Source organism: Mucisphaera sp., assembly GCF_965279675.1.
Lineage (GTDB): Bacteria > Planctomycetota > Phycisphaerae > Phycisphaerales > Phycisphaeraceae > Mucisphaera.
In genome coordinates this window covers 3,118,408-3,131,314 of record NZ_CBDIIJ010000002.1, presented here as the reverse complement: position 1 = coordinate 3,131,314, position 12,907 = coordinate 3,118,408, and the positions used below count along the sequence as shown (strand labels likewise).

Below are 12,907 nucleotides of genomic sequence, written 5' to 3'. Positions count from 1 at the left end.
ACCCCATGGCCACGCCGACCGAAACCAACAGCAAGCCCGTCATCGCCATCACCATGGGCGATCCCGCAGGCGTTGGCCCCGAGGTCATCATCAAAGCCCTCGCCGACCCAGACATCCGACGACTCGCCCGATTCGTCATCTTCGGCATGAACGAGCTGCTCACCTACGCCGCCGACCTCGCCGAAATCGACACCTTCTGGCACCGCGTCCAGCACGACTCGCCCCGCACCGAATACAACCTCACCCACCCCGTCGTCTGCATCGACTACGACCAGTACTCCATCCTCAGCCCAGGCGTCCACGGACCCACCAAAATAGGCGGCCAGGCCTCCCTCAAGTTCCTCGACGACGCCATTGCCGCCGCCGCAAGACCCATCGAAGAAGCTGGCGTCCACGCCATCGTCACCGCACCCGTCTGCAAGGAGTCCTGGTCCCTCGCCGGCTTCAAACGCTTCCCCGGCCACACCGAACTCCTCGCCAACCGCACCCGCGCCAAACGCGTGGTCATGATGTTCGATTCGCCCCAGATCCGCGTCGCCCTCGCCACCGTCCATATCCCCCTCATGGACATCCGCAACGCCCTCACCATCGGCGCCGTCTACGACCCAATCGACCTCGGCGCCCAGGCCTGCCGACACATGGGCATCGACAACCCCAGAGTCGCCGTCGCCGGCCTCAACCCCCACGCCTCCGAAAACGGACTCTTCGGCGACGAAGAACAACGACTTATCACGCCCGCCATCGAGATGGCCCGCCAACACGGCGTCCGTGCCGAAGGACCCTTCCCCGCCGACACCCTTTTTACACCAGCCAACCTCAAACGCTACGACCTCTTCGTCGCCATGTACCACGACCAGGGCCTCATCCCCGTCAAAATGCTCGCCTTCGATGAGGCCGTCAACGTCACCCTCGGACTCCCCATCATCCGAACCTCCGTCGATCACGGTACCGCCTTTGACATCGTCGGACAGAACAAAGCCGACGCCGGCTCCATGAAAAACGCCATCAGACTCGCCGCCCGCATGGCCAGAATCCAGCAGCACGCCCAACCCAACCGGGAAGCCGGCTGACCAGACTCACTCCTCCCCCAAAATCTCCACCACCACCCCCTCCAACACCTCCGCGTAAACCCGCTGCCCATCATCCGATGGATGCACCGGATCCCGATACACCGCCACACCCGCCGCCGACGCCTCAACAAAAGCCGCCATCCCATCCACCACCCGAACCCCCCGATCCCGTGCCACCGCACGCAGCGCACGACCATGCGCATGCAACCGACCCGCCCGAGCCTCATCAATATCCCCATGCAGCATCAACACCGGCGCCGCCCCCGCCTGTCGCGCTAAGTCAAACACCTGCTCCACCGCCGCCCGCGATCGCTCCGCCGCCGCCAGATCCACCCGCGGCCGCAAACCCGATAGCTCCTCCTCCTCCGCTCCAATCCCAAGATAAAACCTCAGCAACGAAGGCCCATACCGACCCAGCGCCTCCGTCGTCGCACTCCAGGGGGACCGCATCGGAAACACACGCGGGTTCAAGGCCTCAAACGTCGGCACGTCCGTCAGATCATGACTCGAAACCACCAGCACCACCACATCCAGACCCTCAAGCCCCAACCGCTCGAACGCCGCCGCCATGTTCACCGGCCCCCACGACCCCGCCGACAGATTCCCCACCGACACCGGCCGCCCCAGCCGCTCCGAAAGCCGCTCCTCCAACACCGTCGTTGCCAACGCCCCATGATCCACCAGCGTCCCGCCATTCACCACGCTGTCACCGATCACCAACACCCGCACCTCATCCTCAAACTCGCGTGTCCGCGAAAACGCCCCCGACCGCATCCCCAGATCATTGATCAGAATCCGGTTCCCCCATCGCCTCCGATCCTGATCCTCAACCAGCCGATACTCCACCGCCTCATCCGCCACCCACAAAGGCGGGTCACCCAGCCCCACCCAGAACCTCAAAAACAACTCCACCCCCAGCACCACAACCACAAAAACCGCACCCACCACCGCCAGCCAAACCCGCCACCGACCCGACCGATTCGCACCCGACTCGCCCGCAGCGACCTCACCACTCGTCGCCACCTCACTCATCCGAGCCCGCCTCCAACCACGCCCGCGCCTCCTGCAGCGCCAACAGCGAATAAGCCGTCGCCAGATTCGGATCCGACTCCATCCACCGAGGCGTCTCGTTCGACCACGACCCATCCTCCGCCTGAATCGAAATCAGCTGCGCCGCCAGATCCCGCGCCCACGCCCGCTCCCCGCCAAGCGTCTCGATCCGCGCCTCTCCCCAAGCTGATAACGCCCGCGCCATCACTAGGTAGTAATAAAACAAACCTTCCGCCGCCTGCGCCTCAGGCATCCCCGGATTCCGCGTCAACGCAAAGTTCTCACGCAACCACCCCCACGCCGCCCGAACCCGCGGATCATCCCGATCCAGCTCCGCATACAGGTAACTCATGAAACCCGCATACGTCATCGTCCCGTAAGACCGCAGCCCCGACACCGCCCGCCCCGCGATCGCCTCATCAATCTGATCCTGACTCGCCTTGCTCTCCGGCACACCAATCAGATTCAGATTCACCGACGTCGCATAGATAAACCCACCATCCCGCGGCAGCACCTCCGCACCATAAAGATCATTCTCCGCCACACCCTGCAAACGCGTCAGAAACACCAGCGCCCGCTGATACGCCACATCCTCCGAATCGAGACCCGAACGCTTCAGCCCCATCAGCATGATCGACGTATTCGACAGATCCGGACGCCCACTGCCCCCATAACCCGCACCCCCAAAATAAGGATGCGTCTCCGTCACCACCTCGCCCTGCGGGTCCACCTGATCCGACCACTGCAACCCCCGCAGATAGTCGTGCGCCCGATCAATGATCCGCCCGATCTCCTCCCGATACGAAAGGGGGGCTAACGCAGAAATCACAATCGCCGTGTTGTAGTTCTCCAGAAACCCTCCGTGAATCCCCCCGTCCTCTCTCACAAACGAGAGCACATAAGCCAGCGCCTTCTCGCTCGCAGGATGCTCGATCCCATACCCCTCCTCCGCCAGCAAAACCTCCAGCACCATCGCCGTCACCGCCGGACCCGGCTCCCGCGTCCACGCCCCGTCCTCCGCCTGCCGCTCAATCAGATACCCCAACCCCCGCTCAATCGCCGCATCCACCTCTTCCGCCAACGCATCCGCCCGCATCACCCCCACATGACTGATCACTAGCGCCACCACAGCCAGCAAAAATCCCTTAAGCATGGCAACCAGTATAACCCGCCCTCACCCCGCTCCCAGCAAACCCCTCTAGACCAGCCCCTCCCAATTCGCCGGACACATCAACACCGGAATCTCCGCCTGCCGAAGAATGTTCGACGGCACATCCCCCGAGATCAGCCGCTTAAGCACACCCCGACCCGTCAACCCCAGCACGATCAGCGTGCACGAATACTTCGTCGCCGTGTTCAGAATCGCCTTCGCCACGTGATCCGAAAACAGCATCACCCCCTCCGCCTCGACCTCCGCCTGCTTCAAACCCTCCGTCAGCACGGCCAGCGTCTGCTCCCCGCGGTGATTTGCCTCCGCCTCCGTCTCCTCATCGTCCCGCAACATCGCCACGTGCGCCACCACCACGCTCGCCCCCAACCGCTTCGCCAAATCACCCACCGGACGCACCAGCTTCTCACTCGCCCAGGGCGACGAAACCGCAATCAGGATACGACTCTCAGCCAACACAGGCCTCCCTGGGTGAATCCATCATTCTAAGCCCCCAGCCACAACCCCACCAACACCCCGAACCTAACGCGGGACCTCTTCCGCCACCTCAGGCAGCGGGCCCGCCAGCAACCGACGAAACCGCACACCAAGATCACGGGGCGCAAACACCAGATCGCTCGCCGACACCAGCTCGTCCACGCTCCACCACCTGAAAGCCCCAAGCGACCGTTTCTCATCCGCTGTCCAGCGATGTGCCACCACCTCAGGCGTCCGATCCAGCCGACACCAGAAAAAACGCTCGGTCTGGTCGTAAATCCGACCCATCCATGGAAACACCGCCCGCCGCGACCACACCCACGGCCCGAGCGACACATCCTTCAACCCCGCCTCCTCCTCAAGCTCACGAAGCGCCGCCGCCTCAAACGATTCCCCCTCATCCCGCCCACCGCCAGGCGTAATCCAGAACGTCTCACCCGTCTCAGGGCTCAGACACGACACCAGCAGCAGCCGATCCCGAGGATCAACCACCAAAACACGCCCCGCCTCACGACGGACCCGCGCCATCCCCGGTAAATCAGCCTCACCCACGACCGAAATCAGGCCTCAAGAGCACGCAGGCCAAGCCCATGCTCGTGAAGCTTCTCCTTGATCTCAACCAGCGACGTCATGCCAAAGTTCTTGACACCCATCAGCTCGGCCTCGGTCTTCATCGCCAGGTCGCCAACCGTCTGAACGTTCAGCAACGCCAGCGCCTTCCGGGCACGCACCGACAGGTTCAACTCGTTGACCGACTTCCCGAGCAACTCGTTATCCCCACCCTGCTCGCGAAGCTGCTCGTAAACCTGCTCCTTCACCGCGTCCTGACGCTCCTCCACCGCCTGACCCAGCTTCAAACCCTTCTGGGCCAGCATCGTCTTGATCTCCTCAAGCGACGCATCCCCGAAGTTCTTGAACGACCGCAGCTCCGGCTCCGTCACACGAAGCAGATCACCAAGCGTCCGGATGCTCATCTTCCGCAGCGCATTCCGCGTACGCACCGAAAGCTCAAAATCCGTCACCGGCGTGTCGAGCATCGCGTTGTGCTTCTCGAGACGCTTCTCCTGCTCGTCGTCGATCAGCATCCCCTTCGACGCCATGATGTCCTTGATGAACAGACGAGCCCGCGGATGATTCGGGTCCGTGTTCAGGACCTGACGCATGCACCGCTCGGCACGTGCAAAGTTCCCGCGATCTTCATACAGAATCGCCAGGTTGATCAGCGCGTGAAGCGAAGGCCGCTCCTGACGAACCGCCTCTTCATAAAGATGCAGCGCCTCTTCCTCCTCACCCAGCAGGTCGAGGTTGTACGCCAGCCGGAAGCACACGTTCGCGTCCTGCGGGTCCGCCGTGTAAGCCGCCTCGTAGGACGAAATCGCCGCGTAACGATCGCCACGCATCTCGGCCTCCCACCCCTGGTCGTAGTACTTCTTCGCTGTCTCGGTGTCCCGAACCTCTTCCGTACCCGCATACGCCACGCTGTCGCTCATCGTGCATCCTCGACCATATAAAAAGCTGTCTGTGTGAAGCCCCACATCGTAGACACCCCCGCCCCTCCCGGCAACCTCACCTCCCCCAAGCACTTACAGACGCACCAACAAACACGCCGCACCATCTGCCACACCTCCAACCACCGCCGGGTGCCCCGCCCCTTCAGACGCGGGTGCTAAGCCACCAGGACCGACCCCGAAATCCACAAACTCACTCCTCCCCCACCTCGCTCAACCGAGCCTCCAGCCGATCCAACGCCGCCACCACCCCCTCAATCTTCCGAGCGATCCGGGCGTAACGGCTCGCCTCCCCGCTCTGAGCCGCAGCCCGCTCCACCACCCGCGGAGCCACCGACCCCGCCGCCTCCTCCACCTCCCGCTCCGCCTCGGCAGGCTCAAAACCCGCCGGGGCCAGCCGCAGCAGCCGCTCACCCGTCACCGGATGCGACGGCAGCCGGGCCTCCCCTCCCTCCGTCGCCTCAAGAATCGCCTCGACCGACCCATCCCCCTCCGAAGACAACGGAGCCGTTTCAATCCCTGCCCCACCCTGTTCTAAAGCGTCGGCCTCCCCGGACACATCCGCTGGCTCCTCCTCCGTCGGAACGACCAGCCCCTCACCCACCCGCGACCGATCCGTCACCGCCACCGCGATCGCGATCACACCCAAGGCGATCGCGCTCAGCGCCACCGCCGTCAACACCGGACGAGCCTTCCGCTCTCGATCAGTCATCAGCCAGAAACTCCTCGAAGTCCAGCGACGCCAGAAACACCCGCGTCTCATCCGCCACCACCACCACCGCACGCTCACGACCACGCTCCAGCAGCGCCCGCCCACGCTCCAAAGTCTCGGCCCGCTGCGCCTCCCGAAGCTCATCCCCCTCACCCACAGGCGGGATCACCACCCCGCTCCGCGCCGACAACGCCTCCAGCCGCGTGACCACCGACTCCAACTGCAACTCCACCTCGATCTGCCGGGCATACAAATCAAGCGGTTCCTCGCCCGCCACCACCCGCTCCGCGGCCAGCCGATCCAGCGAACCCAACTCGCGACTCAGCCGATCGCGCTGCTCCACCAGCTGCCGCATCAGCGCACGATCCTCCGCCGTCGACGCCTCAGCCACCTGGCTCCCTACAAGAACAAAAACCATGAAAACCAAAGCTGCAACCGACCACAGGTAAGAAAGGAAACAACGAACAGCCAGCCCGCTTGGGCCACTGACACGAGCCCTCGGCGCGAGCCCGGGGACAATCACCTCGCGGGACCCCTTAACGATCAATCCATTCTCAGTCATATCACTCAACCTCTTCCTTCAATTCCAGCCGCCGCATCCGCGTCTGCAACTCCGGATCGATCGCCTCATCCACCAGCCGCCCACGCCCATCCGTCTCCGGCAGCCCCGCATCATCCAACCGCTCTTCAAGCTCCAGCGCCTCCGCCTCGATCGCCACCTCCGCCGCCTCGGTGAACTGATCCGCCGACACCCGCAAGCGCTCCAGCGTGTCCTGCAGACCCCGCATCGGCCCCTCATCCCCATCATCAAACAAACGCAGCAGCTCCTGCGCACCCTCCACCGTCTCGATCAGTTCGAGATTGTCCCGCAACCTACGCTGCGTGCTCTCGAACCTCGCAAACAGCAGCTCCGTCGCCATCACCAGTTGCTCGTGCACCAAAGCCGCTCTCTCCAACACACCCACCACATTCACCCACACCCGCCGCTGGTCAGGCGTCATCCGACGACTCAGCAGCCGTAGCTCCGCCAGTTCCCGCACCGATCGGTAATGCGCCACCAGCCGGGCACGCCGATCCAGATCACGCTCATCGATAATCCGCCGCGCGATCCCGTCCAGCAGATCCTGGTCCGCCTCCGTCAACCCGTCCAGATTGGGCGGCTCCTCCATCGCCAGCGACTGCGCCAAACGAGCCCGCGCCCAGCCGATCTGCTCACCCAGGTAAGCCTGTCCCCGCCACATCGAGGTCAGCACCGCCCGCCGGCGTCCCACCACCTCGTCCACAGCCGACAGACAAAGCCGCATCGCCTCACGAACCTCACCCCGCGCCAGCAACCGATCCGCCTGATCCACCGATTCAACAAACCGCGCGAATGAGCGATCAAGCTCGCGCTCTAGCGGCGTCACCGACTCACCCAGCCGATCGATCGTGCGCGCAAAACCGTACCCCCGGATCGCCGCCGGCACCTCCGCCTGATCCCCCTCCGCCACCGCCAGCCGCAGCGTGGAAAGCCAGGGCTTCGATGTCATGTCTTCCAGCCCGCCAGCCCGCGAAGCCACCCCCGGCAGAAACTGCAGCGACACCACCGCCAGAACCACACCAGCCGACAACCTCATCGCGACACCCGCCCGTCATGGTGCGCCGGAAGTGGCACCGCCACCGGCTCATCCGCCACCGTCACACCCAGCCGCTGTGACTTCGCCGCCACCTGAGCCTTCAGCGCCTCATCCTCGATGTTCGACCAGTACGCCCCCGCCAGCCGCGCATCGCCCCGCATCATCGCCTCACTCCCCGCCACCAGAAACGCCAGACTGCCCACCCGCTCGCGATCCCGATCCCACCGCGTGTCCTCGGCCGCCGCCGCGATCTCAACCTTCGCACGCTCGAGGTCCGCCGCCTGAATCGCCTGCGTCGCCGCCTCCAGATGATCCGCCAGCCGCTCGCTCCGACTCGGGCCGAACGAACACCCGGTCATCACCAGGACAGCCATCAGACACACAAACCGCGCCGTGGGAAAAAGTGCTTTCATCCTTGCCTTAATCGACCACCCGGCCCTGCCCGCTGGAGGATCGATCAGCCCGGCCGCCGAGCCCATAAGACCCCCGCTCCCACACCGATCAGCAGGGCGGCGCCGGGCTCAGGGATCTCGCTCGGCGGCCCCACCAGATCGATCAGAATCTCATCCAGCAGCCCCCGCCACTGTCCCCAGGAATGCCCCTCGTTCGTCTCGATGAAGCGGTAATCAAACCCGCGGCCCCCGAGGATCGCGTCCATCGTCACCCCGCCGTTGCCGTCGTACTCGGCCCCCGCCGTCATCACGATCTTCAGCGCATCAGCTAAGTCCATGTCCTGATACCAGTTGTAGATCGTCGGGTAGGTCCAGAAAGCCGGCGACTGGATCCCGAGATTCCCAAACACCTCCGGCCGCAACGCCCCCGTATACGCCGAGACGAGCCCGCCCAGCGACGTGCCCATGATCGTCCGAGCCTCAGCGGTCGGGTTGGTGCGGAAACTCCGGTCGATGGTCGGGACGAGCTCATCGGCGAGAAAGCCCACGAAATCCGGGTTGTTGATGTAGTGATCGAAGCGTAGGTTCTGGCCGTTGCTGGGGTTACGCGGATCAATGAATACTGCGATGACGGGCTGGATGGTGCCCTGATCGATCAGGTTGTCGAGCACGGTGGCCATGGCGCCGAGCCGCTGATCGAGGTATTCATGGCCATCGGTGACGTAGACGACGGGCAGATTCTCCATCGCCTCGTCGTCGTAACCGGCTGGGGTGTAGACCCTTACGTTGACATCCTGGCCGAGTCGCTGGCTGGGGATCCGGGCGTTGGCCGTGATCGTTCCACGCGGAACCGTTTCGGACCGGACGGTCTCGGTTGGGAACGCGTATAAAGGCATTCTCAGTTCGGAGTTAGGGCCGAAGCCCGACCACATCTGGAGCGGGTTGGCGGGGTCGAGGATCCAGGAGCCGCCGTTGAGGACGACCTTGTAGTCGAGGCGCGAGTCGGCGTGGAAGGTCTGCTGGAGGACCCAGAGGTCGGTGTTCTCGATGCGTATCCCGTTGCTGTTGCTGGGGTTCCAGCCGTTGAAGTCGCCGGCCCAGGCGACGGAGCTGGCGGGGCCGCGGTACATGAAGACGACGCGGTCGTCGATGGCGAAGGGGACCTGGCCGGCGGCTCGGAGGGTGTTCCAGAAGTCGTCGACGGCGGCGGTGCGTTCGGCGTCGTCGACGATGGTAGAGAGCGCCAAGACCTGACTGGTGAAGTCGTTATAGCTATCGAAGATCGGCTGCCTGGGGTTCTCGGGCTGGTACTGGGCCCGGGCGTTGGTGGCGGTGAGGGTGAGGATCGACAGGGCGGCCAGGCAGGCGATGATGGGCAGGCGGGAAGACCGGATCATGGTTTCTCCGAGACTCAGACAGGCTGTTGAAGCGGTTAACTTTTGCACAAATATACCCCAATCGAGGTCGGTTTCGGATTGTTTTTTCTGGTTCGGATTCGTTTTTGAACAAAATCAGCCGGTTGGTGCATCCAGTCAGGAAGCGGCCGCGAAGTTAACGGTGAACAAAACGTGCGGCTTCGTTGGTCGGAGCCCGCCTTGCAAGATTGCCGGCTGGGATGCGACTCCCGGGCAAGCTGCAGGGGCACGCATCACTTCGCTGGCGGTTTGCACTCGGATCATCCGGCGACGACACAGGAGCACGACGATGAATACTCTCAGGACGCTGACTTCCAATTCACTCACCCGTTCCCTGCTTGGCTGGCATCCGCGGCCGGGTCGGGTGGCTGCCGGTTTGTGCGCCGCGGTGATCGGTATCAACGGGCTGGTGGGTGTCCCGCCGGTGCACGCCGATCATCACGCAGGCGATCACGCGCATCAGGAAGAGAAGCCGGTCGCGGTGCGTGACCTGGTGGACACGGCGGTGACGGCGGGGCAGTTCAATAAGCTTGTGAACGCGGTGATCGCGGCGGATCTGGTGGGGGCGCTCAAGGGCGATGGGCCGATCACGATCTTCGCGCCGACGGATGCGGCCTTCGACAAGCTCGGCGAGGGGGTCTACGAGAGCCTGCTGCAGCCGGAGAACCGGGAGAAGCTGGTGGCGGTGCTGACGTATCACGGTGTCGCGGGTCGGGTGCTGGCCGGTGATCTGGAAGACGACGCGCGGTACGAGACGCTGAATGGGGCGGAGATCCGGATTGATCTGGATGCGCCGGGTGGCCCGCGTGTGAATGATTCGCGGATCGTGGCGACGGATGTGATCGCATCGAATGGCGTGATCCATGTGATCGACAGCGTGCTGTTGCCGCCTAGTTCGGACGCGAAGCCGAAGGGGCAGGCAGCGGCGGCGGCGCTGATCGAATCGGCGATCGAGCGTGGGGTGCCGTTGTTCAACCGTGGCGATGCCGATGCCTGTTTGGCGGTTTACGAGGTGGCGGTGATGGGGCTACTTACGGCGGATGATGCGACGGTGCCGGTCGAGGTGAAGTCGCTGCTCGTGCGTGCGGTGGATATGGCGGATCGTCGTCGGGGCGATGAGGACAAGGCGTGGGCACTTCGTCGTGGTCTGGATGCGGCGCTGGTGACGCTGAATCGTTCGGCGAATCGGATGATGCGGACGAGCACGGGCCCGGTGGACCTTGGGGGTGGCCGGGTGCGGTTTGTGCTGCGTGGGTTTGCCGAGGCCAATCGGGTGGTCGTGACGGGTGCGTTTGCTGATTGGAACGAGAATCGTCCGGTGATGGAGCGTGTCGGTGATGCCTGGCAGCTGGAGCTGGATCTGGGGGCGGGCAAGCATCCGTACAAGTTCATTGTTGATGGGGAGTGGACGCTTGATCCTGGCAACTCGCGGCGGGAGATGGATCACGCGGGCTACGAGAACTCGGTGATCGTGCTGGGTGGGTGAACGGCTATAAACGCTGTCGGTCGCAACAGGGATCGCGATCGGCGGTGAGGTTGGTCCTGCCTTGACCCGCGGACGGTCGAGGCGGGCCAGCCGTTTTTGCTTTTGGTTTATGGTGTCGCTCGGCGGTGGCTTCGTGTCTATGGGAGTTGGCTTTGGCTGATCAGGGTGCGGACTTGCTGGAGCGTGTGGCGGCGGGGGAGCCGGAGGCGGTGCGCGGGTGTGTGGATTTGTTTTCGCCTCTGGTTTGGGCGATGGCGCGTCGGCGGCTTTCTGATCGGGAGGAAGCGGAGGATCTGGTGCAGGACGTGTTTGTCGAGCTTTGGCGGTATGCGGATCGGTTCGATCGCAGCATTGCGAGCAGTGAGGCGTTTGTGGCGGTGATTACGCGGCGTCGGATCGTGGATCGCTTGCGGCGGATGACGGCGCGGCCGGCTGTGTCGGCGCTGGATGCGGCGGCGTGGGATGTGGCGGATCATGCGGAGGTGGATCGGACGGAGCGAGCGGAAGAGGTGGTGCGGGCGCGGGAGGCGGTGGCGACGTTGCCTGAGGATCGGCGGAAGGTGTTGCTGCTGTCGGTGATGGAGGGGCGGAGTCACGGGCAGATTGCGGAGCTGCTTGGGATGCCCTTGGGGACGGTGAAGGCGCATGTGCGGCGGGGGCTGGATGCGGTTCGGCAGAGACTGGGTGTGGGGAGATCGGAGGCTCGTGATGACCGATCGTGACCAAGAGCGGCGAGATGACTGGCGACCGATCACGGCGGATGAGCTGGCGGAGGCGTCGATCGAGTTGGCGGCGACCCGGAGCGATGAAGACGTTCCGGCGTCGCTAAAGGAGCGGCTGGTTTCGTCCGGGCGTGACATGGTTTCGGAAGGTGCGCGGCCTCGGGTGGAGGTGATTCGTGTGCCGGTGTCGACGTGGGGCGGTCGGCTGGGTTGGCTCGCGGCAGCGGCTTGTCTGGGGCTGGCGGCGGGCGCGTGGCTGCCGTTAGTGATGGAGCGTGAGGATGTGACGGATAGGACGGATTTGGTGGCGGAGGCTGAGCCCGAGGTGGTTGATGTGCCGGTGGAGCTGAGTGCGGCGGAGCGTTTTGCGGCGATGCGTGCTGCGGAGGCTGCGATGGTGGTGGGGTTGCGGTCGCTGGATGCGTCGGTGGAGGGGGCGCGTGGAGAGGTGGTGTGGGACAACGCGTCGCAGGCGGGGTTTGTGCGGCTGGATGGGTTGGCGGTGAATGATCCGGCGGAGGCGCAGTATCAGCTTTGGATCGTGGACCCTGAGCGTGACGATCAGCCGATCGATGGCGGGGTGTTCGATGTGACGGCGGCGGGGGAGGTGGTGATTGCGATTGATGCGAAGCTGGCGGTGGTGTCGCCTACGGCGTTCGCGATCACGCGGGAGCGGCCTGGGGGTGTGGTGGTTTCGGATGGGCCGATGTTGATGGTGGGGGTTGCCCCCGGAAGTTAGTGCCCCTGAAACAGGGAACATTGACTGATTTCTGTAGAAACGATACTTCATCAAGGCCCTTGGTATAGCCGCAGCTCGAACACTAGGTAGATGACTGGTTCTGTGGTTAGCAGAGCGGGGTAATGAAATAGATCGCAGTAACGCAAAAAAAAGATTCTACTTAATAACACATTAAAAGAGTATTGTTCGGTGTCGGTCATGAGATAAAGCTATGGTTAAAAAAAAGTTAGTGATATTATCGAAGAAGTCAGTGGCTTATTAAGCGAGAAAAGGATAGCTTTTATTGGGGAACTCAATGAGGCAGGGGAGTGGGGGCTTGCGATCGAATTCATTTGTGACTATCTCTCTGATGATGACATCGAGATAGAAGAACGGTTGTTCATCAAAATACGTAAGGCTTGTGACGATTATGGAGTTTCGAGGCAATACTGGGGTGATTTGTTGGTGAAGAAACTAGATTAGTGCAGGGTGCATTAAGCACAGCCGCGGTGACGCACTGCGGCTCGATCAGCCTTTAGATACTCGGTTCTGTGGGCAGCAAGCTACCCACAG

14 protein-coding genes and 1 pseudogene are annotated in these 12,907 nt (G+C 63.4%); 5 read left to right on the top strand and 10 right to left on the bottom strand.

Going from position 1 to position 12,907, the window contains the following annotated elements:
• The first annotated feature begins 5 nt into the window (after positions 1–5).
• Positions 6–1,070: a 4-hydroxythreonine-4-phosphate dehydrogenase PdxA gene (gene pdxA, locus ACQZAB_RS13450; protein ID WP_428390031.1), complete on the top strand. Its 1,065-nt coding sequence runs from the start codon at positions 6–8 to the stop codon at positions 1,068–1,070.
• 6 nt (positions 1,071–1,076) lie between these two features.
• On the opposite strand, the gene ACQZAB_RS13445 is transcribed toward pdxA, so the two are convergent.
• From ACQZAB_RS13445 to ACQZAB_RS13400, 10 genes are all read right to left on the bottom strand, one after another.
• Positions 1,077–2,102: an SGNH/GDSL hydrolase family protein gene (locus ACQZAB_RS13445; RefSeq protein ID WP_428390030.1), complete on the bottom strand. Its 1,026-nt coding sequence runs from the start codon at positions 2,100–2,102 to the stop codon at positions 1,077–1,079.
• Entirely contained in the window at positions 2,095–3,273 is a 1,179-nt protein-coding gene (locus ACQZAB_RS13440; RefSeq protein ID WP_428390029.1) for a hypothetical protein, read from the bottom strand. The genes ACQZAB_RS13445 and ACQZAB_RS13440 overlap by 8 nt, the downstream gene beginning before the upstream one ends.
• Positions 3,274–3,318: 45 nt before the next feature.
• Complete coding sequence (locus ACQZAB_RS13435; protein ID WP_428390028.1) at positions 3,319–3,744, bottom strand: universal stress protein; 426 nt, start codon at positions 3,742–3,744, stop codon at positions 3,319–3,321.
• Between the two features lie 66 nt (positions 3,745–3,810).
• Complete coding sequence (locus ACQZAB_RS13430; RefSeq protein ID WP_428390027.1) at positions 3,811–4,293, bottom strand: NUDIX hydrolase; 483 nt, start codon at positions 4,291–4,293, stop codon at positions 3,811–3,813.
• A 32-nt stretch (positions 4,294–4,325) separates the two neighbouring features.
• On the bottom strand, positions 4,326–5,255 hold the full coding sequence (locus ACQZAB_RS13425; RefSeq protein WP_428390026.1) for a DNA-directed RNA polymerase subunit alpha C-terminal domain-containing protein: 930 nt from the start codon (positions 5,253–5,255) through the stop codon (positions 4,326–4,328).
• A gap of 211 nt (positions 5,256–5,466) precedes the next feature.
• Complete coding sequence (locus ACQZAB_RS13420) at positions 5,467–5,985, bottom strand: hypothetical protein (protein WP_428390025.1); 519 nt, start codon at positions 5,983–5,985, stop codon at positions 5,467–5,469.
• Positions 5,978–6,376, bottom strand: a complete 399-nt coding sequence (locus ACQZAB_RS13415; RefSeq protein ID WP_428390024.1) for a hypothetical protein — start codon at positions 6,374–6,376, stop codon at positions 5,978–5,980. The genes ACQZAB_RS13420 and ACQZAB_RS13415 overlap by 8 nt, the downstream gene beginning before the upstream one ends.
• A gap of 172 nt (positions 6,377–6,548) precedes the next feature.
• A complete protein-coding gene (locus ACQZAB_RS13410) occupies positions 6,549–7,601 on the bottom strand; it encodes a hypothetical protein (protein ID WP_428390023.1) in 1,053 nt (350 codons plus the stop codon).
• Positions 7,598–8,014 carry a hypothetical protein gene (locus tag ACQZAB_RS13405; protein WP_428390022.1) on the bottom strand — a complete coding sequence of 139 codons (417 nt, stop codon included), beginning with the start codon at positions 8,012–8,014 and terminating at the stop codon, positions 7,598–7,600. The genes ACQZAB_RS13410 and ACQZAB_RS13405 overlap by 4 nt, the downstream gene beginning before the upstream one ends.
• A gap of 44 nt (positions 8,015–8,058) precedes the next feature.
• Entirely contained in the window at positions 8,059–9,390 is a 1,332-nt protein-coding gene (locus ACQZAB_RS13400; RefSeq protein ID WP_428390021.1) for an alpha/beta hydrolase-fold protein, read from the bottom strand.
• A 307-nt stretch (positions 9,391–9,697) separates the two neighbouring features.
• Here ACQZAB_RS13400 and ACQZAB_RS13395 point away from each other — a divergent pair, with 307 nt between their 5' ends.
• The 4 genes and pseudogenes from ACQZAB_RS13395 to ACQZAB_RS13380 all read left to right on the top strand — a co-directional run.
• Positions 9,698–10,894: a fasciclin domain-containing protein gene (locus tag ACQZAB_RS13395; RefSeq protein WP_428390020.1), complete on the top strand. Its 1,197-nt coding sequence runs from the start codon at positions 9,698–9,700 to the stop codon at positions 10,892–10,894.
• Positions 10,895–11,046: 152 nt separating this feature from the next.
• Positions 11,047–11,616, top strand: a complete 570-nt coding sequence (locus tag ACQZAB_RS13390; RefSeq protein WP_428390019.1) for an RNA polymerase sigma factor — start codon at positions 11,047–11,049, stop codon at positions 11,614–11,616.
• Positions 11,603–12,355 (top strand): anti-sigma factor domain-containing protein, encoded by a 753-nt coding sequence (locus ACQZAB_RS13385; RefSeq protein ID WP_428390018.1) that lies wholly within the window; start codon positions 11,603–11,605, stop codon positions 12,353–12,355. Before ACQZAB_RS13390 ends, ACQZAB_RS13385 begins: the two co-directional genes overlap by 14 nt.
• A 231-nt stretch (positions 12,356–12,586) precedes the next feature.
• Positions 12,587–12,817: pseudogene (locus ACQZAB_RS13380) on the top strand (MafI family immunity protein); the annotation flags it as partial.
• Between the last annotated feature and the right edge of the window lie 90 nt (positions 12,818–12,907).

What these genes read in the sequence shown, in the direction of transcription:
- pdxA (WP_428390031.1), top strand. Translation starts at nt 6, where the DNA reads ATGGCCACGCCGACCGAAACCAACAGCAAGCCCGTCATCGCCATCACC.
- ACQZAB_RS13445 (WP_428390030.1), bottom strand. Translation starts at nt 2,102, where the DNA reads ATGAGTGAGGTGGCGACGAGTGGTGAGGTCGCTGCGGGCGAGTCGGGT.
- ACQZAB_RS13440 (WP_428390029.1), bottom strand. Translation starts at nt 3,273, where the DNA reads ATGCTTAAGGGATTTTTGCTGGCTGTGGTGGCGCTAGTGATCAGTCAT.
- ACQZAB_RS13430 (WP_428390027.1), bottom strand. Translation starts at nt 4,293, where the DNA reads ATGGCGCGGGTCCGTCGTGAGGCGGGGCGTGTTTTGGTGGTTGATCCT.
- ACQZAB_RS13425 (WP_428390026.1), bottom strand. Translation starts at nt 5,255, where the DNA reads ATGAGCGACAGCGTGGCGTATGCGGGTACGGAAGAGGTTCGGGACACC.
- ACQZAB_RS13420 (WP_428390025.1), bottom strand. Translation starts at nt 5,985, where the DNA reads ATGACTGATCGAGAGCGGAAGGCTCGTCCGGTGTTGACGGCGGTGGCG.
- ACQZAB_RS13410 (WP_428390023.1), bottom strand. Translation starts at nt 7,601, where the DNA reads ATGAGGTTGTCGGCTGGTGTGGTTCTGGCGGTGGTGTCGCTGCAGTTT.
- ACQZAB_RS13405 (WP_428390022.1), bottom strand. Translation starts at nt 8,014, where the DNA reads ATGAAAGCACTTTTTCCCACGGCGCGGTTTGTGTGTCTGATGGCTGTC.
- ACQZAB_RS13400 (WP_428390021.1), bottom strand. Translation starts at nt 9,390, where the DNA reads ATGATCCGGTCTTCCCGCCTGCCCATCATCGCCTGCCTGGCCGCCCTG.
- ACQZAB_RS13395 (WP_428390020.1), top strand. Translation starts at nt 9,698, where the DNA reads ATGAATACTCTCAGGACGCTGACTTCCAATTCACTCACCCGTTCCCTG.
- ACQZAB_RS13385 (WP_428390018.1), top strand. Translation starts at nt 11,603, where the DNA reads ATGACCGATCGTGACCAAGAGCGGCGAGATGACTGGCGACCGATCACG.